This window comes from Dolomitihabitans soli, assembly GCF_022213955.1.
In the GTDB taxonomy this organism is placed as follows: domain Bacteria; phylum Actinomycetota; class Actinomycetes; order Streptosporangiales; family Streptosporangiaceae; genus Streptosporangium_A; species Streptosporangium_A soli.
The window spans coordinates 289,169-312,067 of sequence record NZ_JAKNTW010000018.1 but is presented as its reverse complement, the minus strand read 5'-3'; the positions used below and the strand labels follow the sequence as shown (position 1 = coordinate 312,067).

At 69.7% G+C, this 22,899-nt stretch carries 22 protein-coding genes; 8 read left to right on the top strand and 14 right to left on the bottom strand.

Going from position 1 to position 22,899, the window contains the following annotated elements; genetic code table 11:
• Window positions 1-21: 21 nt before the first annotated feature.
• Window positions 22-522 carry an adenylyltransferase/cytidyltransferase family protein gene (locus MBA17_RS30230; protein WP_455432882.1) on the bottom strand — a complete coding sequence of 167 codons (501 nt, stop codon included), beginning with the start codon at window positions 520-522 and terminating at the stop codon, window positions 22-24.
• Window positions 523-695: 173 nt separating this feature from the next.
• On the opposite strand from MBA17_RS30230, the gene MBA17_RS30225 reads away from it, so the two are divergent.
• The gene (locus tag MBA17_RS30225) at window positions 696-1,139 is read left to right on the top strand and encodes an ATP-binding protein (protein WP_238500137.1); all 444 of its coding nucleotides are present in this window, start codon (window positions 696-698) and stop codon (window positions 1,137-1,139) included.
• On the opposite strand, the gene MBA17_RS30220 is transcribed toward MBA17_RS30225, so the two are convergent.
• A complete protein-coding gene (locus MBA17_RS30220) occupies window positions 1,129-2,112 on the bottom strand; it encodes a LuxR C-terminal-related transcriptional regulator (RefSeq protein WP_238500136.1) in 984 nt (327 codons plus the stop codon). The two genes, MBA17_RS30225 and MBA17_RS30220, sit on opposite strands and share 11 nt — an antisense overlap.
• 138 nt (window positions 2,113-2,250) lie before the next feature.
• Here MBA17_RS30220 and MBA17_RS30215 point away from each other — a divergent pair, with 138 nt between their 5' ends.
• The 3 genes from MBA17_RS30215 to MBA17_RS30205 are packed head-to-tail and all read left to right on the top strand — an operon-like array spanning window position 2,251 to window position 5,681.
• The gene (locus MBA17_RS30215; protein ID WP_238500135.1) at window positions 2,251-3,861 is read left to right on the top strand and encodes a peptide ABC transporter substrate-binding protein; all 1,611 of its coding nucleotides are present in this window, start codon (window positions 2,251-2,253) and stop codon (window positions 3,859-3,861) included.
• Between the two features lie 7 nt (window positions 3,862-3,868).
• A complete protein-coding gene (locus MBA17_RS30210) occupies window positions 3,869-4,792 on the top strand; it encodes an ABC transporter permease (RefSeq protein WP_238500134.1) in 924 nt (307 codons plus the stop codon).
• On the top strand, window positions 4,785-5,681 hold the full coding sequence (locus tag MBA17_RS30205) for an ABC transporter permease (RefSeq protein ID WP_238500133.1): 897 nt from the start codon (window positions 4,785-4,787) through the stop codon (window positions 5,679-5,681). Before MBA17_RS30210 ends, MBA17_RS30205 begins: the two co-directional genes overlap by 8 nt.
• Window positions 5,682-5,899: 218 nt before the next feature.
• Here the strand turns inward: MBA17_RS30205 and MBA17_RS30200 are convergent, their stop codons facing one another.
• From MBA17_RS30200 to MBA17_RS30180, 5 genes are read right to left on the bottom strand one after another with little or no spacing between them, the layout of a single operon-like run.
• A complete protein-coding gene (locus tag MBA17_RS30200; RefSeq protein ID WP_238500132.1) occupies window positions 5,900-7,375 on the bottom strand; it encodes a sulfatase family protein in 1,476 nt (491 codons plus the stop codon).
• Window positions 7,372-8,340: an aliphatic sulfonate ABC transporter substrate-binding protein gene (locus tag MBA17_RS30195; protein WP_238500131.1), complete on the bottom strand. Its 969-nt coding sequence runs from the start codon at window positions 8,338-8,340 to the stop codon at window positions 7,372-7,374. Before MBA17_RS30195 ends, MBA17_RS30200 begins: the two co-directional genes overlap by 4 nt.
• Before the next feature lie 33 nt (window positions 8,341-8,373).
• Entirely contained in the window at window positions 8,374-9,147 is a 774-nt protein-coding gene (locus tag MBA17_RS30190) for an ABC transporter ATP-binding protein (protein WP_238500130.1), read from the bottom strand.
• Window positions 9,144-9,950 carry an ABC transporter permease gene (locus MBA17_RS30185; RefSeq protein ID WP_238500129.1) on the bottom strand — a complete coding sequence of 269 codons (807 nt, stop codon included), beginning with the start codon at window positions 9,948-9,950 and terminating at the stop codon, window positions 9,144-9,146. The genes MBA17_RS30190 and MBA17_RS30185 overlap by 4 nt, the downstream gene beginning before the upstream one ends.
• On the bottom strand, window positions 9,947-11,137 hold the full coding sequence (locus MBA17_RS30180) for an ROK family protein (protein WP_238500128.1): 1,191 nt from the start codon (window positions 11,135-11,137) through the stop codon (window positions 9,947-9,949). Before MBA17_RS30180 ends, MBA17_RS30185 begins: the two co-directional genes overlap by 4 nt.
• Before the next feature lie 1,218 nt (window positions 11,138-12,355).
• Here MBA17_RS30180 and MBA17_RS30175 point away from each other — a divergent pair.
• Together MBA17_RS30175 and MBA17_RS30170 are read left to right on the top strand one after the other, a co-directional pair.
• Window positions 12,356-12,787 (top strand): enediyne antibiotic chromoprotein, encoded by a 432-nt coding sequence (locus tag MBA17_RS30175; RefSeq protein WP_238500127.1) that lies wholly within the window; start codon window positions 12,356-12,358, stop codon window positions 12,785-12,787.
• 247 nt (window positions 12,788-13,034) lie between these two features.
• The gene (locus MBA17_RS30170) at window positions 13,035-13,466 is read left to right on the top strand and encodes an enediyne antibiotic chromoprotein (protein WP_238500127.1); all 432 of its coding nucleotides are present in this window, start codon (window positions 13,035-13,037) and stop codon (window positions 13,464-13,466) included.
• A 208-nt stretch (window positions 13,467-13,674) separates the two neighbouring features.
• Here MBA17_RS30170 and MBA17_RS30165 read toward each other — a convergent pair whose 3' ends face one another.
• On the bottom strand, window positions 13,675-13,968 hold the full coding sequence (locus tag MBA17_RS30165) for an SHOCT domain-containing protein (protein ID WP_238500126.1): 294 nt from the start codon (window positions 13,966-13,968) through the stop codon (window positions 13,675-13,677).
• Between the two features lie 219 nt (window positions 13,969-14,187).
• Between MBA17_RS30165 and MBA17_RS30160 the strand changes: the two genes are divergently transcribed.
• Window positions 14,188-14,598 carry a PPOX class F420-dependent oxidoreductase gene (locus MBA17_RS30160; RefSeq protein WP_238500125.1) on the top strand — a complete coding sequence of 137 codons (411 nt, stop codon included), beginning with the start codon at window positions 14,188-14,190 and terminating at the stop codon, window positions 14,596-14,598.
• Between the two features lie 7 nt (window positions 14,599-14,605).
• Here the strand turns inward: MBA17_RS30160 and MBA17_RS30155 are convergent, their stop codons facing one another.
• The gene (locus MBA17_RS30155) at window positions 14,606-15,298 is read right to left on the bottom strand and encodes a GAP family protein (RefSeq protein WP_238500124.1); all 693 of its coding nucleotides are present in this window, start codon (window positions 15,296-15,298) and stop codon (window positions 14,606-14,608) included.
• A 43-nt stretch (window positions 15,299-15,341) separates the two neighbouring features.
• Window positions 15,342-16,001 carry a TetR/AcrR family transcriptional regulator gene (locus MBA17_RS30150; protein WP_238500123.1) on the bottom strand — a complete coding sequence of 220 codons (660 nt, stop codon included), beginning with the start codon at window positions 15,999-16,001 and terminating at the stop codon, window positions 15,342-15,344.
• A 64-nt stretch (window positions 16,002-16,065) separates the two neighbouring features.
• On the opposite strand from MBA17_RS30150, the gene MBA17_RS30145 reads away from it, so the two are divergent.
• The gene (locus tag MBA17_RS30145) at window positions 16,066-17,025 is read left to right on the top strand and encodes an SDR family NAD(P)-dependent oxidoreductase (RefSeq protein ID WP_238500122.1); all 960 of its coding nucleotides are present in this window, start codon (window positions 16,066-16,068) and stop codon (window positions 17,023-17,025) included.
• Window positions 17,026-17,126: 101 nt separating this feature from the next.
• Here MBA17_RS30145 and MBA17_RS30140 read toward each other — a convergent pair whose 3' ends face one another.
• The 4 genes from MBA17_RS30140 to MBA17_RS30125 all read right to left on the bottom strand — a co-directional run bounded on the left by MBA17_RS30140 (window position 17,127) and on the right by MBA17_RS30125 (window position 22,883).
• Window positions 17,127-18,389 (bottom strand): M20/M25/M40 family metallo-hydrolase, encoded by a 1,263-nt coding sequence (locus tag MBA17_RS30140; protein ID WP_238500121.1) that lies wholly within the window; start codon window positions 18,387-18,389, stop codon window positions 17,127-17,129.
• 51 nt (window positions 18,390-18,440) lie between these two features.
• Window positions 18,441-20,261: a S9 family peptidase gene (locus tag MBA17_RS30135; protein ID WP_238500120.1), complete on the bottom strand. Its 1,821-nt coding sequence runs from the start codon at window positions 20,259-20,261 to the stop codon at window positions 18,441-18,443.
• Between the two features lie 45 nt (window positions 20,262-20,306).
• On the bottom strand, window positions 20,307-21,425 hold the full coding sequence (locus MBA17_RS30130; RefSeq protein WP_238500119.1) for a C39 family peptidase: 1,119 nt from the start codon (window positions 21,423-21,425) through the stop codon (window positions 20,307-20,309).
• 213 nt (window positions 21,426-21,638) lie between these two features.
• Window positions 21,639-22,883 carry an RNA polymerase sigma factor gene (locus MBA17_RS30125; protein ID WP_238500118.1) on the bottom strand — a complete coding sequence of 415 codons (1,245 nt, stop codon included), beginning with the start codon at window positions 22,881-22,883 and terminating at the stop codon, window positions 21,639-21,641.
• Window positions 22,884-22,899: the final 16 nt, after the last annotated feature.

Below are 22,899 nucleotides of genomic sequence, written 5' to 3'. Positions count from 1 at the left end.
TGACGGCGTCGAAGCCCGGTGTCAGCGTCCCGGGCGTGGCGGGCCGCTGACGGCGTTGAGGATCCTGGTGGTCGAGCGGCCGGGCACGGCGGTCAGCTCCCAGCACTCCGCGGCCAGCACGTCGGCCGCGGCGCAGCGCCCGCCCGCGTGCGGGTCGCCCGCCGTGTGCGCCAGCGCGCCCGGATGCATGGGGGCCAGCAACTTGACGTAGTCGCCCGGCTGGTTCAGCTCGGGAGGGCCGGTGACGACGAACACCCCGTCCACGAACCGCAGCGCGGCCAGCAGTTCGGCCCGCTCCTCCGCGGTGTTGAACGGGCGCTGCGGCCCCTTCCAGGCGCGCACCCGCTCGTCGTCCTCCACCCCGACCACCAAGGGCAGCCCGCGATCTCGTACGGCACGCAGGAACCTGGCGTGGCCCACATGGAGAATGTCGAAGACTCCCGTGACCACCGCCGTCCCCGGCCGGTCAAAGGGCATCACCCAGACCGCTTCCAGCCCGCTCACAGGGTTACCTTTCCACATCGATCCGACAGACCGCAGACTAGCGGGCGGGGACGCGCGGAGCCCATCCGGTTCCGATTCAGCAGGCGTACTAACCCCAGGGAGATCGCATTCCTACTTTTCCGTGACATCTTGCCCGTGGAGCACGGCGTCATAAGAAAGGCGGCACATCTGCTTCGGGGAGGGTTCGGGGGATGGACGGCAACAGGAATTCGGATCAGGTGTTCCGGCTCACGGGGACGGTCGACCAGGTCGGGAGGGCCCGCCGCCTGGTGTCCGGCGCGCTCGGCCGCGAGCATCCCCTGCACGACGACTGCGTGCTGCTGACCAGCGAGCTGGCCACCAACGCCGTCGTCCACTCACATTCGGGCGACGGCGGGGTCTTCACCCTCACCGTGAGCCACACGGCCGACCTGGTCCGGGTGTGCGTCCAGGACGAGGGCTCGGCCGAGCCGCCGTGCAGCTGCGGGGCGAACGCCTACGCCGCCGGCGGCCGGGGCCTGCCGCTGCTCGAGGCCCTGGCCCGCAGGTGGGGCCTGATCCGCGAGGCCGGCGCGAACAGCGTGTGGTTCGAGATCGCCTTCGACCTGGTCGGCGTGTCCGCCGCGGCGCCGAACGGCAGGCTGCTCACCTGGTGAGATCGAGCCGGCACAGTCCCTCGGCGAGCGCCTTGGTCGTCAGGCGGGTGCGGCTGTCGCAGCCCAGTTTGGCGAAGATGTGCTCCAGGTGCGTGGTCACCGTGCGGACGCTCAGCACCAGCGCCGCGGCGATCTGCGGATTGGAGTCGCCCCGCGCGACCTGCGTGAGCACGTCGACCTCCCGCACCGTCAGCTCGTACGGCAGCGCGCACGGCCGTTCGGCGATGATGGTGCCCTGGATCGCCCCGTGGAAGCCGACGCCCGCCCGCAGCAGGCGCACCTCACGCCAGGACCCTTCCCGGTCCAGCCACAGCCCTCGCCGGTTCAGCTCGCGCGAGTCGATGAAGTCCCTGGCCAGCTCCGCCATGGCCGGTTCGGCCGCGATCGCCTCCGAGGGCGGCACGCTCGCCACGTCGCGGTGGTGACCGGCCCTGTCGAAGGCCACGGCGTGGAAGCCCGGCGGCAGCCCGACCGGGTCGATCACACATCGCCGCAGGTCCGTGACGTGGGCGAGGGTGGGGGAGACCGCGCTGATGAGCGTGGTGGTCAGCGCGCCGAAGGCGGCGGGGTCGCGGGCGCTGAGGTGCAGCAGCCCGGTGTAGCGGCCCTCGGCCAGGAATAACGGCGTGGTGAGCCCCGCACGCCAGCCGTACGGCTCCAGGTGGCGCCGGAAGTAGCGCTCGGTGCCGGGTGAACCCATGAGCAGCGGCTCGCGGCTGGCCATCGCGGCGCGGTAGGGATCGAGCTGGACGTACTCCTCGGCGGCGTCGGCGTCGACCTTGGGGTAGCCGTCGGAGACCAGGCTCTGGTGCCGTCCGGTCGCGGGGTCGAAGGCGACGAACTCGTACGCGTCCATCGGGATCACGCTGCGGAGCGCCGTCATCGCGCCCTGCGCCCCCTGGTGGCCGGCGACGCGGAACCCCACCTCGGTGAACGCGTGAAGGTGGTGGGGGCTCAGGCTGATCTGATCCATGATCTCCTCGTCGCAAGAGTGCCCGAGCCTCGGCCCGCGCGGGAATACGTAAACCTTCCGATGTCGTGGCTTGCCCTGGTATTTACCCTCTCCGGCATCACGCCGGAGATACGGAGAGGCGGACATACAGTGACGGTCTTGACGAGGGCGCGAGGTGCCGCCGTCTTCCTTTCTGCGGTTCTCGCGCTGGGCGCGTGCGGGAGTTCCGGTGAGGAGCCCGCCGGAGAGCAGAGCGGGACGGCGGCGAAAGGGTTCTCTGTCGCGTTGACCGAGCCCGACCACCTCACGCCCGGCAACACCTCAAGCAGTTATTCGATCAACGTACTGCAGGCGCTGTTCGACACGCTGGTGGTCATCGACCCCAGCGGGCAGCCGCAGATGCGCGCGGCGGAGTCGGTCGCCAGCGAGGACCAGAAGGTCTGGACCATCAAGATCAAGTCCGGCCAGAAGTTCCACAACGGCGAGGCGGTGACCGCGGAAAGCTTCGCCGACGCCTGGAACGCCGCCGCCTACGGCCCCAACGCCTGGGCCAACAACTACTACTTCGCCAACGTCGAGGGCTACGACAAGCTCAACCCCGAGGCCCCCGAGGGCTCGGAGGAGGCGCCCAAGCCGGAGACGGACAAGCTGAGCGGCCTGAAGGTGGTCGATCCCGCCACCCTGGAGGTCACCCTCACCGCGCCGTTCAGCCAGTTCCCGATCACCCTGGCGTACACCGGCTTCGCGCCGATGCCCAAGGCCGCGCTCAGCGACCCCAAGGCGTACGACGTCAAGCCCATCGGCAACGGGCCCTTCATGATCGACGGTGACTGGAAGCGGAACCAGCTGATCAAGGTCAAGAGGTTCGACGGGTACGCCGGGCCGCGTCCCGCCAAGTCCGCGAGCATCGACTTCAAGATCTACGCCAGCCGGGACACCGCCTACACCGACCTGCGGGCCGGCAACGTCGACCTGCTGCAGACCATCCCGCCCGCCAGCGCGTCGGAGGCCAAGACGCTGCTCGGCGACCGGTTCCTGGCCACGCCCAGCGGGACCATGGACTACCTCGGCTTCCCCGTCTTCGACAAGCGCTTCGAGAACGCCGACCTGCGCAAGTCGATCTCCATGGCGATCGACCGGCAGGCCATCGTGAACGCCGTCTTCAGCGGCACCTTCAAGCCGATGTCCTCCCTGGTGGCGCCGCTGGTGCCGGGTTACCGCGAGGGCGCGTGCGGCGAGGCGTGCACCTACGACCCGGCCAAGGCCAAGGAGCTGTACACCAAGTCGGGCGGCGTCACCGGCACGCTCAACCTGTACTTCTCCAACGCCGACCCCAGCTACGAGCAGTGGATGACCGCGGTCGCCAACCAGCTCAAGCAGAACCTCGGCATCGCCGACATCAAGTTCCGCAAGATCCCCGCCGCGGACTACCTGTCGACGCTGCGCGAGCACAAGCAGGACGGGCCGTACCGCAACAACTGGGTGATGGACTACCCGAGCCCGCAGAACTACCTGGAGTCGATGTGGGGCGAGGGCAACCGGATGGGCTGGGAGAGCAAGGAGTTCAACGAGCTGATCGTCCAGGCCAACTCCGCCGACAGCATGGAGGCCAGCATCCCCCTCTACCAGAAGGCCGAGGACCTCGCACTGGCGGAGATGCCGATGATGCCGCTGTGGAACTGGCAGGACCAGGCCGGCTACTCCGACAAGATCACCGGCGTGAAGATCGACGCCTACAGCCCCAACCTCGACACGATCACGGTCAAGTAACCAGCAGATGAGATACGCCGCGCAGCGCCTGGCCCAGGCCGTACCGGTCTTCGTCGCGACCACCTTCCTGATCTACGCGATGGTGTTCGCGCTGCCCGGCGACCCGATGCTGGCGCTCGCGGGGGACAAGCCCGTTCCCCCGGAGATCCTCAACACGCTGCGCGAGAGGTACAACCTCAACGATCCGCTCATCGTGCAGTACGGCCTCTACATGCTGGGGCTCTTCCAGGGAGACCTCGGCGAGACGTTCACCGGGCAGCAGGTCAGCGAGCTGCTCGGTGGACGCTGGGAGGTGACCGCCCAGCTGGCGCTCACCGCGTGGATCTTCGAGCTGGTCGTCGGCATCCTGCTCGGCGTCATCGCGGCGCTGCGGCGCGGCGGGTTCGCCGACACCGCCGTGCTGGCGGGCACCACCTTCATCATCGCCGTCCCCGTCTTCGTCGTCGGCTACACGGCCCAGATCGTCCTCGGGCTCAACCTGGGCCTGTTCCCCACCGCCGGCACCGAGGACGGCTGGCCGCTGAGCTACCTGCTGCCCGGCATGGTGCTCGGCTCCTTCAGCCTCGCCTACGTCGCCAGGCTCACCAGGACCAGCCTCGTCGAGAACCTCCGCTCCGACTACGTGCGCACCGCCTCCGCGAAGGGCATGCGGCGAAGACGGGTCATCGGCAGGCACGCCCTGCGCAACTCGCTGATCCCCGTCGTGACCTTCCTCGGCGTCGACTTCGGCAACCTGATGGCCGGAGCGGTCGTCACCGAGGGCATCTTCAACCTGCCCGGCATCGGCCAGCAGGTCTTCCAGTCGATCCAGCTCCAGGAGGGACCCGTCGTCGTCGGCATCGTGACCGTCCTCGTTATGATCTTCATCGGGGTCAACCTGATCGTCGACCTGCTGTACGGCGTGCTCGACCCGAGGATCCGCCGTGGCTGACGTCAAGACCGCCGCGCCCGAGGTCGGGACGGTCAACCCGGTCCGCGGCTCGCTGTGGTGGGACGCCTGGTACGAACTGCGCAAACGGGCCATCTTCTGGCTGTCGATGGTGATCCTCTTCGTCGCCGTCGCGATGGCCGCGTTCCCCGGCCTGTTCGCGAGCCTGGGGCCCAACGAACGCTGCGACCTGCGGCTGTTCAACCAGGCGCCCAGCGGAGCCGCCGTCTTCGGCTACGACCAGCAGGGCTGCGACTACTGGTCACAGATCGTGCACGGCGCCCGCGCGTCCATCCTGATCGGCCTCGCGGTGACGGTCTTCGCCCTGCTCATCGCCATCGTGCTGGGCCTCATCGGCGGCTACTACGGCGGCTGGATCGACGCCCTCATCGCCCGCGTCACCGACGTCTTCTTCGGCATCCCCTTCGTGCTCGGCGCCACCGTCATCCTGGTGGCGTTCCCCGACCACGGTGTCTGGGCGATGACCCTGGTGCTCGTCGTCCTCGGCTGGACCACCATGACCCGCCTGATGCGCGCCCAGGTCATCGCCGTGCGCGACATGGACTTCGTCACCGCCGCCCGGATGCTCGGCGCCGGCGACCTCCGCATCATGTTCAAGCACATCCTGCCGAACGCCATCGCCCCCGTCTTCGTGCTGGCCATGCTGAACGTCGGCAACGTCATCGCGGGCGAGGCGACCCTCGACTACCTGGGCGTCGGCCTGCAGTACCCCGACGTGTCCTGGGGACTCCAGCTCAACACGGCCCGCACCTTCTTCTCCGAACACCCCCACCTCCTGATCTTCCCCTCCCTCTTCCTCACCGCCACGGTCCTCAGCTTCCTGATGCTCGGCGACGTCGTCCGCGACGCCCTCGACCCCAAGCTCCGCTGACCCCTCGGGTCCCTCCCCAAGTACGGCAGGCCACCTTGGCGCCCCGCGCCGACCGGGGCCGGGGTCCGTGGACCCACGCCACTCCAGCGGCCATGGCGGGCCGCCGCGACGCCGTGCGTCAGAGACGGCCACGCACGGTCGGCCGTTCGTGCCCGGCACGGCCGGCGAGCGATCGCCCCGGTCGTTGTCAGCGCCCGTGGCGGTTCCGTCCGAGTTCGTCACGGGGTCTCCGCCAGGCCCTGGAGCTCGAAGGAGCTCAGGCTGGCGTCGTAGTCGGACGCGCCGATGTCGTACATGGGCGTCATCCAGTGATAGAAGTTGTCGCCGCGCTCGCGGAGCAGGTCGTACAGCCGTCGCATGAGGCGTTGCCGTACGGGCTGGAGTTCGGGGTGCGGGTAGCGGTTGCTGAGCTCGTGCGGGTCGTCGACCAGGTCGTACAGCTCGTTGATCGACTCGGGGTTGACGACGAGCTTGTAGCGTTCGTCGCGGATCATCCGCTGCGGGTAGGGGAAGTGGTGGCCGTGGAACTCGGCGATCAGCTCGCCGGGCCACTCGGGGTGCTCGCCGCGGACGAGGGGCGCCAGGCTCCGGCTGTCCACGGCGGGGGCGGGGTCGCAGCCCGCGAGGTCCAGGATCGTCGCCGTGCAGTCGGTGAGCGTGACGAACTCGTTCCTGACCTGTGGCGTCGCCCCGGGGATCCGGATGATGCCGGGGATGCGGTAGATGTCCTCGTACATCGCCGGGCCCTTGTCGTGCAGCCGGTGGGCGCCGGTGAACTCGCCGTGGTCGGCGGTGAAGAAGACCGAGGTCTGATCGGTGAGGCCCAGCTCGTCGAGCCTGGTCAGGATCCGGCCGATCTGCTCGTCGATCATCGTGACGTAACCCCAGTAGACCGCGATCAGCTTGCGGGTGACTTCGATCGGGATCGTGTCGAACGTCCAGTGCGCACTGTAGTTCCGCTGCACCTGCGGCTTGCCCTCGAAGGTCTCGGCGATCGACGGGGGCAGCTCGACCAATTCGGGGTCATAGAGGTCGAAGTACTCGTCCGGCAGCAGATAGGGCAGGTGCGGCCCGAAGAAGTGGGTGGCCAGGAAGAACGGCCGGCCGTCCGCGGCGTACCGGTCCAGGTGCTCGATGGCCCGGGTGGCGAGGTAGTGCTCGAACGTCGCCTCGACCGGCTGGTGCAACCGCGCGGCCAGCAGATTGCCGGGGTTGCCGTTCGGCGTGGTGCCCCGGACCGGCTCGGAGATCCGGTACGGCGGCAGCCCGCGCTCGTCCAGATACGCCAGATAGTCGGGATGATCGACGGGATTGTGCCAGCCGGGCAGGTCGGGCCCGTCGAAGCCGTACGACGCGGCGTTGCGCTCGGTGCCCCCGTGCCACTTGCCGATCAGGCCGAGCTGGTAGTCGCGTTCCCGGAGCGAGCCGGGGAAGGTGAACGCGTCCTCCCGCAGATCCTCCAGATAACCCACGTTGCGCTCGTAGTTGGCCAGCAGCCGGTGCCGGAACGGGGCCTGCCCGGTGAGCAGGCTGGCCCGCGCCGGTGTGCAGATCGCCGTCGGCGTGTAGAACCGGTCGAACCGGGTGCCGGACGCGGCCAGCCTGTCGAGGTTGGGCGTCGCCACATGGGGATTGCCGTAACAGCCCAGCGTGTCGACACGATGCTGGTCGGTCATCAGGAACAGCAGGTTCACTTCGCGGAGGCCTTCGTATAGAGATCGCCGGTGTAGTAGGTGGCGGGATCGGGCGCCGACTTGAGCTGGCCCGTGCTCACGAAGAAGTCGCCCAGCCCGTTCAGCCACTTGGCGACGGTGCCGTCCTCGGTCTTGGCGACCAGGTCGGCGGTCGTCATCACCTCGACGTTGGCCGCGTCGGCCTTGACCTTGGCCGCGTCGATCTTGAGCAGGGCGGCCGTCTCGGCGATCGCCTCGTCCGGGTGCGCGGCACGCCAGTCGTTGGCCTCCTGCAATACCTTGATCGTCTTTTCGGTGAGCCCGGGGTCCACCTTCGCCCCGGCGACGAACGCGGTGGGGAAGGACGTGCCGGCGAACTGCCTGGTGCTCGCGACCTCCGTCAGGCCCGGCACCTTCGCCTTGATCGTGTCGATCAGCGGATACCAGATCCCGGCGCCGTCGATCTGCCCGGCCGCGAACGCGGACACGACCGTGGCCGGATCCATCGGCACCTTCTCGATGTCCTTCGCCGTCATCCCCGCCTTCCGCAGCGCCAGGTTGAGCACCATGTCGCCGGACGTGCCCTCCGGCACGCCGACCTTCTTGCCTCGCAGGCCCTCGATCGAGGTGATGCCGGGCTTGGCGATGACCCGGTCGGCGTACGCGAGCGTGTTGATCGCGATGACCTTGGCCTTGCCCGAGGCGGGCAGCCACATGGCGCCGGGGCCGATGTAGCCGAAGTCGAGGTCGCCCGAGCCGAGCGCCTGGATCTGCAGCGGGCCGTTGGTGAAGACCTTGACCTCAGGGGTGAGCCCCTGCTTCTCCCACAACCCCTGCTTCTCGGCGATCGCGAGCAGGCTCGCCCCGTTGAAGTCGCTGATGTAGCCGAAGCGGACCGTGCTGCCGTCGTCGGAGCACGCGGTAACCGACAGTGTGAGCATGGTCACCGCTGTGGCGGCGGTGAGAGCGCGGCGAATCACACGCATGGCGGATGAGTCCTTTCAGGGGGTTCGAATGTGTCAGGCCGCGGGTGCGGCCTGGTGGTAGACGGAGTGCCAGACTTCGTTGCGGATCTGGCCGAACTCGGCGGAGAGCCGCATCTCCTCCGTCCGCGGATACGGCAGATCCACCTCGATCACCGTCTGGACGCGGCCCGGCCTGGCGGCCATCACGACCACCCGCCTGGCGAGATAGACCGCCTCGTCCACGTCGTGGGTGATGAACATGACCGTCCGCTGCTCCTGGCTCCAGGTGTGCAGCAACTGGTCCTGCAACTGCACCCGGGTCAGCGCGTCCAGCGCGCCGAACGGCTCGTCCATGAGCAGGACCTGCGGGTTCACCGCGTACGCGCGGGCGATGGCGCAGCGCTGCTTCATACCGCCCGACAAGGTCTTGGGCAGCGCGTCGGCGAAGTCGCTCAGCCCGACCAGCTCGATCGCCCGTTCCGCGCGCAGCCTGCGCTCCCCGGCCGGCAGCGCGGCCAGCCTCAGCCCGAACTCGACGTTCTTGCGAACCGTCAGCCAGGGGAACAGCGCGTACTGCTGGAAGATCACCCCACGGTCCGGGCCGGGCCCGGTGACCGGCACGCCGTCCACCAGCACCTCGCCGGCCGTGGGCTGGACCAGCCCGGCGGCCATGCCCATCAGCGTGCTCTTGCCGCACCCGGACGGCCCGACGACCGTCACGAACTCCCGGTCGGCGATGTCCAGCGACACCCGGTCGAGCGCATTGAAGGTGGTGTCCTTCATCGGGTAGGTCTTGACGACCTCCCTGAAGGAGATCTTGTTGTTCATCTGCGCTCCTGCCAGCCGGTGAGGCGTCGCTCGGTGAGCAGCAGCAGCCGGTCCATCACCAGGCCGAGCACGCCGATGGCGATCAGCCCCACGAAGATCGTGGAGAGGTCGTAGTAGAGCTGGGCCTGCTGCATGCGGAAGCCCAGGCCCTCCTGGGCGGCGATCAGCTCGGCGGCGACCAGGGTGCCCCAGGCCGAGCCGAGCCCGATCCGCATGCCGACCAGGATGAACGGCGTGGACGCCGGGACCACGACCTTGAGGAAGATGACCCGGTCGGACGCGCCGAGCACCCGCGCCGCGTTGATCAGCGTGCTGTCGACGCCGACCACCCCCTGGAAGGTGGCCACCACGCTGGACAGGAACGCCGCCAGGAAGATCACGAAGACCTTCGGCACCTCGCCGATGCCCATCAGCACGATGGCCAGCGGAATGATCGCCAGCGGCGGGATCGTGCGGAAGAACTGGACGTACGGTTCGAGCAGCCCGCGTGCCGTGCCGTACCAGCCCATCAGGAAGCCGACCGGGATGGCCAGCAGGGTGCCGAGCGCGAAGCCGAGCAGGACCCGCCGCAGGCTGGCCAGCACGTCCTGGAGCAGCGTGCCGTCGAGGGTCAGCTCGCCGGCCCGCGCGGCCACCTCGACCGGTCCCGGCAGGCCCTGCACGCCGACCGAGGACAGCAACGTCCACCCGGCCAGGCCGATCGCGACCGCGACCAGGTTGAGCACGATGGCCCGGGGACGCCGCGCGCCGCGCCGCACGGCCGTCGCCGCGGACGTCTTCTCGGGTACGGTGACCACACTCATGGATGCCTCTCCACGGAACCCGCCTCGTCCGCCGGATACCTGGATAGAAGTGGTGATTCATGCAAGACCAGGGCGATTCCCCCCAGCGCGCCCCCGGCCTCGCCGAGGGTCGCCCGCCGCAGCGTCACCCGGTGCCGTGAGATCGGCAGGATGTGCGCGCTCAGCGCCCGCTCGATCGGCCCGATGAGCGCCGCGCCGGCCTCGGTCAGCTCGCCGCCGACGACGATGACGCCGGGTCCGATCGCGTTGCACAGCGCGGCGAGCACGGTGCCGATCCGGCTGCCGACGTCCTCCAGCAGACCGAGCGCCACAGGGTCGCCCGACTCCAGCGCCGCCACCAGCGCGGCCACGTCACCGGCCTGCCCGCCCGCGGCGCGGTAGGCGTCGAGCACGGCTCTTATCGACGCCACGGTCTCCAGGCAGCCGGTCCCGCCGCAGTCGCAGCGCCCCTTGGCCGACTCGACCGTGATGTGCCCGAACTCACCGGACAGCCCGTAAGCGCCACGATGCAGCGACCCTCCCACCACCAGCCCACCGCCGACGCCGTGCGACAGCCGGAGGTAGAGCACGTCCTGCTCGCCCGCCGCCGCGCCCCAGATCGACTCGGCGAGCGCGGCGAGCCTGGTGTTGTTGTCCACCAGCACCGGCACGCCGAAACGCTCGCGCAGCAGGCGGGGCAGCGTCTCGAGGTGAGACCCGCTCCCGGTCACCGGGCCCACCACGCCGACCCCGATCGCGCTGAGCGGGCCGAGGCGCAGCGCGCCCTCGGTGAGGGTGCCGACGAGGCGCTCGGCGAGCGCCACCCGGTCCTCCCACGGCAGGTCCGCCGCATGGGGCTCGCCGGCCGAGCCGACGACCTCGTGCGCGACGTTCACGGCGGCGACGTGCACCGCCCGGCGGGCGAAGTCGATGCCGATCGCCTGGCCCGCGTCCGGGTTCAGCGCCAGGGTCTCGGCCGGCCTGCCACGTCCGCGCGGCGCCGCGTCCGGCCGGCTCTCCTGACCAGTGGTGACGATCGCGCCGCTGGTCAGCAGTTCCGCGATAATGTCGTACAGGGTCGTTCGAGACAGACCGCTGCGCTTGCCGAGCTCGCCACGGCTGAGCGGGCCCTGCCGGCGGAGCAGGCCGAGCACGAGGTCCTCGTGCCCGCGCCGGAGCTGTGCGAGGGGACCACCGGGATGTCGCATACCGGCAGTGTGCCGAGGTCATCTCTTTTTCGTCAATAACCCGGAAAAAATTCCGCACAGCCGCCCGGCCATCCGGTGGCATGCGGACGCGGGCCGCGCGACCGGCCGGCGACGGCCCGGTGACCTGTGGCGGAGCTTCTCTGGAGTGCTGCACGGGGTAAAGCATGCACAACTGGTAGGTTTTTAGTCAATAAGACGGAAGATTGGCCACCTCTCGCGGGAGCCCGGTCGGGTGCGGGGTCCGGTCGAGGTGCGGTTGGTGCTCGACCCGGTTGCGTGCTCGACCGGATCGAAGGTGCCCTGGGGTGGCCTTCCCGGTGCTCCGCGACGCCGTACGGCTGAGCCGCTCCACGCTGGGCGCGTCGCCGTGGTCCTCGACCGCCTGTTCCACTCGTGAGGACCGTTATGATCACCCCGCTCTTTTCCTCATGGTCCCGGAAAGGGGTTTCCTGGATAGAACTCCGCCGCGAGTGGATCTCGATTCTCCTGATCGCGGAAATTTGCGCGATGTGACATTGCGATCTTCTTTTGCAGTGGGCGCGCGAGAACCGGGCGGTCCGGAAATCATAGATTATATGCATATTATGCATTACAAAATGGCAATGAAGGCTCTCTAGAGAACCTACCGATAAGCGCATTTCGATGATCGAATATCCGTCTTTATGGTAGTACGTATTTCCCGGTGAGCGCCTCCTTCTGGGTCGGGGGGAACGAAGAGCTGTTTCACTTGAGAAAGAAGTGAGATCCGCCGGCCGTCCACTGTCTGCCCCGCTTGCCCGCGCGGGTGCCTGCAAGTGATGGCGGACATCCGCGCCGGCGAGTTCATGCCGAGCGCCGGCCCGGCCCCCGTCCGCCGCGGGCGAGTTCGCCCCCTCGCTGGAAGACGCCGTGGTCAGGACGGAAGGGGTCATCCGCCTGAGGTCCTGGCCGATCTGGGCCGGGGCGCCCGCCGGCGGACCCGTCGCGTGACCGCTGATCAGGCTGGAGTGGGCGCAGAAACACTACGAAACCACTGCGAACCGGTGCTCCGCGTACGGGTACGTGACCGCCGTCGCATCGGTGTAGTCACTGAGCGGTCATGCGGGCCGGATGTGGGTGGCAGGAAGTGGATGGCGTCGGACAACTTGATGACTCGGCTTTCTCTGGCGAGTCAACTCCGAATGGCAGAGAGTTGTTCTTGCAAGGGCAAGTCAAACGCCCCGAAATAAGGAGTCAGGAATGCAGAAGACCAGTCGTTTCGCGAAGTTCGGTGTGGCCGCTGCGGTTGTGGTCGGTGGTCTCACGCTCGCTTCGCAGCCTGCGGCTTTCGCGGCGGCCGCTCCGTCCTTCTCGGTGACGCCGGCGTCGGGTCTGTCGGACGGGAGCAGTGTCACGGTGGGGATCTCGGGTGCCGGTGCGGGTGAGCACTTCGTGATCGTGCAGTGTGCGACGGTGGGCGGTCAGCTGGCGTGTAACGACAAGACCCCCAAGGACGTCGGTACGGACGCGAGTGGTTCGGCCAGCACGTCGTTCGTGGTCAACAAGACCTTCTCGGGTGCGACCCCTGAGGGCACCCCTGTGGGCACGGTGGACTGCGCCGCCACCGCCTGCTTCGTCAGTGCCGGGAACGAGACCACTTTCCTCGGTTCCAAGGCGATCTCCTTCAGCTGACCGGAATCCATCACAAGATTCGAACACCGCCGTGTGGCCGGTCCGACGTGAAGATCGAAAGGCGGTCACGTCGTTGGACGGCCGGCGGCAGGCACGGGAATGCGACGAGGCTCCTGACGGAAACGGATCACCATGATTCAGAACGTCCTGCGACAGGAGCTTCGTCGCCCCTGCGGTCGCACGATTCCAGAGAGCACAGAGCTGTTTCGCAAGAGCGAGTTTCATACCCCTAAATAAGGAGTCAGGAATGCAGAAGACCAGTCGTTTCGCGAAGTTCGGTGTGGCCGCTGCGGTTGTGGTCGGTGGTCTCACGCTTGCTTCGCAGCCTGCGGCTTTCGCGGCGGCCGCTCCGTCCTTCTCGGTGACGCCGGCGTCGGGTCTGTCGGACGGGAGCAGTGTCACGGTGGGGATCTCGGGTGCCGGTGCGGGTGAGCACTTCGTGATCGTGCAGTGTGCGACGGTGGGCGGTCAGCTGGCGTGTAACGACAAGACCCCCAAGGACGTCGGTACGGACGCGAGTGGTTCGGCCAGCACGTCGTTCGTGGTCAACAAGACCTTCTCGGGTGCGACCCCTGAGGGCACCCCTGTGGGCACGGTGGACTGCGCCGCCACCGCCTGCTTCGTCAGTGCCGGGAACGAGACCACTTTCCTCGGTTCCAAGGCGATCTCCTTCAGCTGACCGGAATCCATCACAAGATTCGAACACCCGCCTTGGCGAGAGCGAGGTCCGTACGGTCAGTCTGATCTGACGTGAAGATCAGACTGACGGTGGCAGGCAGGCACGGGAATGCGACGAGGCTCCTGACAGAACCCGGATCACCATGATCCAGAACGTCCTGGACAGGAGCTTCGTCGCCCTTGCGGTCACCCTGTAACGGATCAGGGCCTCACGTGCGGGTGGTCTCCCGCAGGACGGCGAGCCGCGCCCGGTACTCCTCCTCGGAGATCTCGCCCCGCGCGAAGCGTTCCTCGAGCACGGACTCGCTCGCCCGTGCGTGGGTGGAACGGCGGCGCGACAGCATGAAGACCGCGGCCACAGTCAGCGCCACCAGCAGCGGGACGACGACGAACCACAGGCTGCCGCCCCAGCCGGACCGGCCCCAACCACCCCGGTCCCAGCCGGCCAAGGACCCCGGCAGTGCGGCGTACGACTCGACGAGCTTATGTATGACAGTGGTCATGCCTAGAGCGTGCCGTGGACGGCACGGCGAGCACATCCGTCCTACGGTGACCGTTTCGCTACCTCAGCCGACGTACGGCGTGCCTGTGGCACCGGCTTGTGGAACATGCGGAACGACGAGCCCGCAGGTCAGAGGCCACCGGATCGGGCCGGCCATCGCTCGGGGTTCGATCGGCGTGCCGTCGCACTTGTGCCGCGTGGGCTTTGTAGGTTGAGCGTCATGGCCGAGACATTCGACGAGAGGGCACGCCGCCTCCTCGACGGCACGAACGTCGCCACCCTCGCCACGGTGAATCTCGACGGCAGCCCGCAGACCTCGGTGATCTGGGTGATGCGCGACGGCGACACGGTGCTGTTCTCCACCACCGTCGGCCGGCTCAAGGGCCGCAACCTGGCCAGGGACCCACGGGTCAGTCTCTCGATCTTCGACCCCGCGAACCCCTACGAGTCGGTGGACATCAGGGGTACGGCCGAGCTGACCGTCGACGAGGGCGGGAAGTTCCAGCGCGACCTCAGACGCAAATATCACGCCGGGGAGCTGCCGCCCGAGAGCGACGACCCCGAGAGCGACGACATGGTGTGGCTGATGGTCAGGGTGGTCCCGAGGAGGATCACCGGCTTCCCCTCGTGAGGCGCGCTCACACGAAGAAGAGATAGACGGCGGCGTCGCGTGCCAGCAGGAAGCCGATGATGCCCAGGGTCCAGCTCAGCGCGCTCGCCGAGTGCCGCGACATCCAGGCGGCGACGCGGTTGAGGACCTTCTCCATGCGTTCCCCGGCGGCGAACCGCGCCGCGAGCAGCAGCAGCGCGGGGAGCACCATGACCGCGTTGTAGGCCCCCAGAGTGGGCAGCCAGGCGGCGGCCGAGAGATCGGCGCCGATCATGAGGCCGATGGCGGCGAGGTAGGGGAGCATGGTCGCCACCTCGATGCCCGCCGCGGTCACCCCCAGCAGCACCATTCCCCACGACGAGCCCCGTACCAGGTTCGCCTTGTCCCTGGCCCAGCTGGAGCGGTCCTTGGCACCGCGGGCGGCGCGGCGCTTGGGGTCGAAGCGGAAGCTGAGGGCGAACAGCCCGACGCCCGCCACGAGCTCCACCCACCGGAAGATCTCCCCGTCGCCGACGCTCTCCAGCGCGGGCATCAGGCCGAACATGAGTCCGACGCCGATCGCGAAGTAGAAGACGGCCACGGTCAGCAGATAGACCAGGACCCGCCCGAGGACCGAACGGTCCGGCGACAGCATGAGGAAGATCGGGATGACCAGGGTGCCGATGCTCGTACTGTCGATCAGCGCGAGCGCACCGAGGCCGAGAAGGAGCTCGACGCTCATGCCGTACCGGCTCCGGGACCGTCATCGAATGAACGCATGCCGCTCATTCTGACGCATGGCCGTGCCGTGTCCCTCCCCACGTGGGATGAGCCGGATCTACATACTTCGTCGTACCCCGAAGCAGGTCCGCGGCGACGCCGGGCGCGGCCAGCATGGCGGCCCGCACCCGGGCGGGCGGATCGCCCTGGCGCAGGCTCGCGTCGGCCGCCGCGTGGACGGCGCCCAGCACCGCGCCGACGACGGTGGCGGCGGTGGACGGGGAGAGCTCGCCGGGGCAGGCCCGCAGGAGTGCGTCGGCCAGCTCCGACTGGGTGGCGTGCAGGCGGTGCACCAGGCGTGCCTGGAGCTCGGGCTCGGTCGCGGCGAGCTGGGCCCGCATCGCCGCCAGGCCGCTGTGCAGGTCTTTCTCCCAGACGTCGGACACCATCGCGTCGAGTGCGCGGGTCAGCAACTCGGCGATGCTCTCGCCCGGCCGCCGGTCGGCGATGACCGCCAGGCCGAGGTCCAGCCGTGGCCTGCCGCCGGCCAGGAGCACGTCTTCCTTGGCGGGGAAGTGCAGGAAGAAGGTGCGGGTGGACATCCCGGCGGCGGCGGCGATCTCGGCCACGGTCGTCTGCGCGTACCCCTTCTCCTGGAACAGCCGGACCGCGGCCTCGGCCAGCGCGTCGCGGGTGCGTTCCTTCTTGACCTCTCGCAGTCCCATGCCCCAGAGTTTAGTACATTCGATGCATTAATACATCGAGTGCACTGATTCGACGGGAGTCGTCATGGGAAGTCTGGACGGGCGGGTCGCCCTCATCACCGGCGCCGGGCGGGGGATCGGCAGGGCGGAGGCCCTGTTCTTCGCGGCCGAGGGGGCGAAGGTCGTGGTCAACGATCCGGGAGTGGCCGCCGACGGCACGGGCGGAGACCCGGGGGTCGCCGAGGAGGTGGCCGAGGAGATCAGGGCCGCGGGCGGCACGGCGGTGGCGAACTCCGACAGCGTCGCCGACTGGGAGGGGGCCAGGCGCATGGTGGAGCAGGCCGTCGCGACATTCGGCGACCTCCACGTGGTGGTCAACAACGCGGGTAACGAGCGGGCTCGGGCGCTGGTGAACATGACGGAGGAGGAGTTCGACAGCGTGGTCGCCGTCCACCTCAAGGGCACCTTCGCGGTCAGCCGATGGGCGGCGCGGTACTGGCGCGACCACACGACGGCCGGCGTCGACCGGGCGATCGTCAACACCGTCTCCGGTTCCGGCGTGCTCAACCCGCTGCCCACACAGAGCAACTACGCGGCGGCCAAGGCGGGCATCGCGGCGATGAGCACCGTGCACGCCCTCGAACTGGCCCGCCAGGGGGTACGCGTCAACTGCGTCTCGCCCTCCATGGCCCGCACCCGGCTCACACTCGGGGTGCCCGGCATGAGCGAGGAGAGCCACGGGCACGATCCGCGGGACCCCGCCGCCATCGCGCCCGTCGCGGCCTACCTGGCCTCAGCCGGCTGCCCGTTCAACGGCGAGGTCTTCGCCGTGCGCGGCGCCACGGTGACCGCCGTGCTCGCCCGGTCGCGCGGTGCCGAGGTGACCAAGGACGGCGCGGCCTGGAACGTCGCGGAACTCGCCGGCGCGATGGACCGGCTGCCCCGCCACGACCCGCTCGCCGAGCTGGCCGCCACGCTCGGCGGAGCGCTCGGCGGCCAGGACCGCGACCGGCTCCTCGCGATGATCGACGAGGTGCTCCGGTGACCTCTTGAGATCCCGCGCCGACGGGTGCCGGCCGGGCGAGCGCCGCGACCGTGAGCCAGTCCGGTTCCCGCCGCGTGGCTCCCGGCCTCCGCGGGGGCGTCCTAGGTGAACAGCCGCCCAAGCACGCGGACGCCGAACTCCAGGGCGCTCACGTTGACCCGCTCGTCCACGCCGTGGAACATCCCGTAGTAGTCGAGGCCGGGATCCAGCAGCAGCGGCGCGAAGCCGTAGCTCGGGATGCCGATCTCGGAGAACGACTTCGCGTCCGTGCCGCCCCCCATGACGAACGGCACGGGCCGGGCCAGCGGATCCTCGGCCACCAGCGCGGCGGACATCTCCGAGAAGAACGGAGACGGGTACGGCGCGGAGGGGGCGCCGCTCAGGTTGACGAACTCGCGGGTGATCTTGGGGCCGATGAGCTTGTCGACGGTCTCCAGCAGCTCCTCGCGGTAGCCCGGCAGGAAACGGCCGTCCACGTGCGCCTCCGCCATGCCGGGGATCACGTTGACCTTGTAGCCGGCGTTCAGCATCGTCGGGTTGGCGGAGTTGCGGATCTGCGACTTGAACAGCGCGCCGACGGCGCCCAGCCGTACCGACTCCTCTTCGAGCCGGTCCAGGTCGATCGGCTCGCCGAGGACCTCGGAGAGGCTCTCGATCAGCGAGGCCACGGCGGGCGTCAGCCGTACCGGCCAGTCGTGGTCGGCCAGGCGGGTCATCGCCCGGCACAGTTCGGCCACCGCACTGTCCACCGGGGGCCTGGAGCCGTGGCCCGCGACGCCGCGCGCGATCAACCGCATCCACGCCGTGCCGCGTTCGCCGACCGCGACCGGGTAGATCCGCGCGCCGGGTGTCTGCACGCTGAAACCGCCCGACTCGCTGATCGCCTCGGTGCAGCCCTCGAACAGGTCGGTGTGCTCCTTGACGGCGTACCCCGAGCCGAACTCGCCGGTCGCCTCCTCGTCGGCGAGGAAGGCGAGCACCAGGTCACGCTTGGGTCGTGCACCACGCCTGACCAGGTCACGGACGGCCGTCAGCGTCATCGCCAGCGTGCCCTTCATGTCGACCGCGCCCCGGCCGTGCACGCAGCCGCCCTCGATCTCGCCCGAGAACGGATGGTGCCGCCACTCCAGCGGGTCGGCCGGCACCACGTCGAGGTGCCCGTGGACGAGCAGCGCGTCCGATGACGCGCCGGGGATCCGCGCCACCACACTCGTACGGCGGGGCGCGGACTCGAACACCACCGGCTCGATCCCCACCTCGCTGAGCAACCCGGCGACGTGCTCGGCGGCCACCCGCTCGCCGTCGCCCGGGTTCGTGGTGTCGATCCTGATCAGATCAGAGCAGATCCCGGCTACCTCAGACAAAACAGTCTCCCCCCTTGTACTTCTTCACCTCTGCCCAATCACGTCCCATGTTCACTTATTGAGGTGGAGAGGGGGGACCTCGGGGGTGGGCAGGCCGAAGATCAGACCGTAGAACGCCAGCTCGGCCTCCAGGACGGCCACGATCGTCTCCTCCCTGCGCCAGCCGTGCTGTTCGCCGGGGAAGGTCAGATAGGCCCAGGGGGTGCCGTTGCGGTCGAGTTCGCGAACGAACCGCTCCGCCTGGATCGGGTGCACGATGGCGTCCTCCAGGCCGTGCAGCAGCAGCGCGGGGCCGGAGGCCTGAGCGGCGTGCAGCAGCGGTGAACGCTCCAGGTAACGCGGCCGGGTCTGCGGGAGCGGGCCGATCAGCCCGTCGAGATAGCGGGACTCGAAGTCGTGCGTCTCGGCCGCCCAGCTCTCCGGATCGGTGATCGCGTAGTGCGCGACGGCGCCGCGGAACACGTCGCTGTGCACCAGCGCGGCCAGCGCCGTCCAGCCTCCCGCGCTGCCGCCGCGGATCGCGATCCGGGCCGCGTCCGCCCGCCCGTCCGCCACCAGCCCGCGGGCCACCTTCGCGCAGTCCTGCACGTCGACGACCCCCCACTGGTGACGCAGCCGTTCCCGGTAGGCCCGCCCGTAACCGGTGGAGCCGCCGTAGTTGACATCGGCCACGCCGATGCCGCGGCTGGTGAAGTAGGCGACCTCCAGGTCCAGCATGATCGGGCTGACCCCGGTGGGCCCGCCGTGCACGAAGATCACGTACGGCGCGGGCGCCCCGGTTCCGCCGTGCGGCGGGTAGACGTGCGCGTGCACGCCCTCGATGACGACCGCCTCGGGCGTCGGGAGCAGGTCGCGCCCCGGCAGTTCCTTCCCGGCGGACAACACCGTGCGCCCCCCGTCGCCGAGATCGATCGCCGTCACCTCGAACGGCGTGTACGGCGAGGCGGCCACCGCCACCACGGTCGAGCCGCCGACCGAGATCGTGGGCGCCCAGTGGGTCGCCGTGCCGCCGATCTCGGTGATCTCCCCCGACCCCGGATCCAGCACGCCCAGGCGCCTGCCGTCCGCCGTGCCGTACATCGTCACCAGACGCTCGCCCGCGATCGCGAACCAGGTGAAACCGAGCTTCCACGGCGCGTCGCCGAACTCCAGGGGGAGCGGCGCCAGGTTGCGCGGCTCCGAGCCGTCGAGCGGGACCAGGTGGATGTTCCACCAGCCGGTGGGGTCGGTGATCGCGTACAGGGCGGCGTCGTCGCGCCACTCGGCCTGGACGACCGACTCCTCGGGCCCGCCCGCGACCTTCTCGTACGGCCCGGCGGTGCCGTCCGGGCGGAGGGGGGCGACGCAGAGGTCGGTGCCGTCCCAGGGCATGTTCGGATGGTCCCACCCGATCCAGGCGATCTTCCCCCCGTCGGGCGACAGCCGGGGGTTCATCAGGAAGTGCTGGGCCTGGACGATCACCCGGACGGGACCGCCGTCCAGCGGCACCGCCACCAGATCGCGCCGCACCTCACCGGCGTCGCTCTCGCGGACCGCCCATACCTCCTCCCGGCCGGGAGGCAGGTAGAGATCCGCGTAACGGAAGGGGCCCTCGGGAGTCAGCGGCTCCGGCTCGCCCTCCCCGGCGTAGCGGTAGACCCGCTGGTCGGCCCAGTTGGTGAAGACGATCGCGCCGCCGCCGGCCGGTCGCCACGACCGCCCGCCGTACTCGATCACGCGGTTGCGCGCGTTCCAGCCGGGGGGCAGCGCGTCGCGCAGCGTGCCGTCGGGGCCGCGCCGCACCACGCACCGGCGACCGCCCTCGTGCGGGCGGGGTTCGTCCCACCAGACTTCGTCGCCGGAGATCTCAACCCAGAGCGGACGGTCGTCCACGCGGGCCACGTCAACGGGGCGGATGGGGGAGACGTTCAACATCACTCACCAGTTGCCGTCGGAAGGGGGCAGGGAAATCTCCGGCGGGTGAACGACATAGACGATCCCCCCGCTGCTGGAGCCGCGGAGCCACACGTTCTCGAACGCGGCCCGAGGATAGACCCGCCGCACCGACTCGTCGTCCGGCGCGGCGGGATCGTTGGCGATGACGTCACCGTCGCCGGTGAAGCCGATCACGACCATGATGTGGCCACTGGTGGAGTAGCCGGAGCCGGGCAGCTCGTGGTCCCTGAAGGACTGGGAGGTGATCACCGGGATGCCCGCCTGGACCAGGCGCTCCAGCTCGGCCAGCGAGCGCAACCTGGTGACGACCCCGGTCAGGCCGTACACGCAGGCGTAGGCGACGCCGAACGGCCAGTTCCCGGTGCCCTGGTAGCTGTGGTCGTACATTCTCCTGGCCGCGTGGTCGACGGCCGGGCACGGATCGCCCGGGGCCACCCATGACAGCTCGGCCGGGTCCGGGCCGCGGTCCCAGAACTCCAGCACCATGGTCACCGCCGCCGGGCTGCACCATGACGCGCCGCCGCCGTCCCACTGCGGGTAGTGCCCGGCGTGCGTCTTCTGCGAGCGCCGGGGCACGGCCAGCTCCATCCCGGCCGCCGCACCGGGCGCGCTTCTGGTGACACCGGGCTGCGAGGCGACCGCCGAGGCCATGACGCTCGCCGACATCACCCGGGCGCCCTCCCCGTACAGGGTCAGCCGCAGCCGGTAGGCCACGATCGGCCGCGCCGCGACGAACGTGTCGACCGCGACGTCTCCGTCGTCGTCGCCCTGGCCGGGCAGCGACGTCCGATGGATCGTCTCCTCGCCCGACGCCCAGCGCCCCATGATGTACCACTTGGTGAGCGTCCCGCTCTCCGTCCGGCCGCACAGCGCGACCTCGATCCAGGTCCCCGGCGGCGTCACGGCCGCCCACGAGGGCACCAGCTCGGTCGCCGCGAACCCGATCTCCCGCTCCTCGGACTCCCAGCGCGCGCAGGAGAAGGTGCCGCTCCCGTTCCCGAACGGATCCAGGTAGCCGGTCACCCCACGTTCCCCCGGCCGCACCGCGGTGAAGCGGTGCAGCACGACGCGGCTCAGATCAGCAGGCAACACGGTGACCACGGAGCCGATTGTCGTTTTGCCCCTTCCGCGGCACATCGGAAGGTTTACGTATCGGTGGCAGGGGTGGGCCCGGAGTGTCACGCCGTGGCTGTCGAGCTCCCACGGCCGGACCGGACTGCCGCGAGACGGCAGGCCGGTCGTGTACGCCGTCACGTTCACGCGGCCCCGCTCAGCCGACGAGGTCCTGCCCCGCCGGTATCCGGCCCGGCCTGGTCAGGGGCTCAGGTGGGCGGCCTTCGACTCCAGGTAGCGCTGCTCGGGGAGGCTGGTCGTACGGCGGGCGGCCTGGCGGTAGTTCTCGCGGGCGGCCTCCTCGTCGCCCGCCATCTCAAGGAGGTGGGCGCGGACGGCGTCGAGGCGGTGGTGGCCGGCCAGGCGCTCGTCGGTGTCGAGATCCCGGAGCAGGTCGAGGCCGGCTCGCGGGCCGTGGACCATGGCGAGCGCGACGGCGTGGTTGAGCGTGACCATGGGATTGGGGGCGAGGCGGGTGAGCAGCTCGTACAGGGCGAGGATCTGCGGCCAGTCCGTCTCCTGCGCGCGCGGCGCCTCCGAGTGGACCGCGGCGATCGCCGCCTGGAGCTGGTAGGGCCCGAGAGGGGCGTGCGCGAGCGTGTGGGTGACGAGCGCGACCCCCTCCTTGATCGACTGCTGGTCCCAACGGCTGCGATCCTGGTCGGCCAGGGGGATCAGGGTGCCGTCGGGGTCGCTGCGGGTGGTGCGCCGGGCGTCGGTGAGCAGCATCAGGGCGAGGAGCCCGGCCACCTCGCCGTCGGCGGGCAGCAGGCGGTGGACCGACCGGGTGAGCCGGATGGCCTCGGCGGTCAGCTCGGTGCGCTGGAGGTCGGGGCCCGAGGTCGTGGTGTAGCCCTCGTTGAAGATCAGGTAGAGCACGTGCAGGATCGCGCTGATCCGATCGGCCCGCTCACCCTTGGGCGGCAGGGCGAAGGGGATGCCGCTGGACTTGACGCGCTGCTTGGCCCGGCTGATGCGCTGGCCCATGGTCGCCTCGGGAACCAGGAACGCGCGGGCGATCTGCGCGGTGTTCAGGCCGCCGACGGCGCGCAGGGTGAGCGCGACCTGGGACGACGGTGTGAGGGCCGGGTGGCAGCACAGGAACAGCAGGGTCAGCGTGTCGTCCTCGGCGGGGGCCTGCTCGTCGGCGGGCGGTGCGGTCAGGTCCTCCGGCGGCGCCATCGCGGCGGCGGTCGTCTCCCTGCGCTGCCGGGCCTCCTCGCTGCGGAACTGGTCGGTCAGCCGGCGGGACGCGACCGTGATCAGCCAGGCGCGGGGGTGGTCCGGCCGGCCCTCCTTCGGCCACTGCACGGCGGCGGCGAGCAACGCCTCCTGCACCGCGTCCTCGGCGGCGTCGAAGTGCCCGTACCGCCGCACGAGAGCGCCGAGGACCTGCGGCGCCAGCTCGCGCAGCAACTCCTCCACGGCCGTGTCGTCCCCGCTCATGGTCGCCCCTCCACCC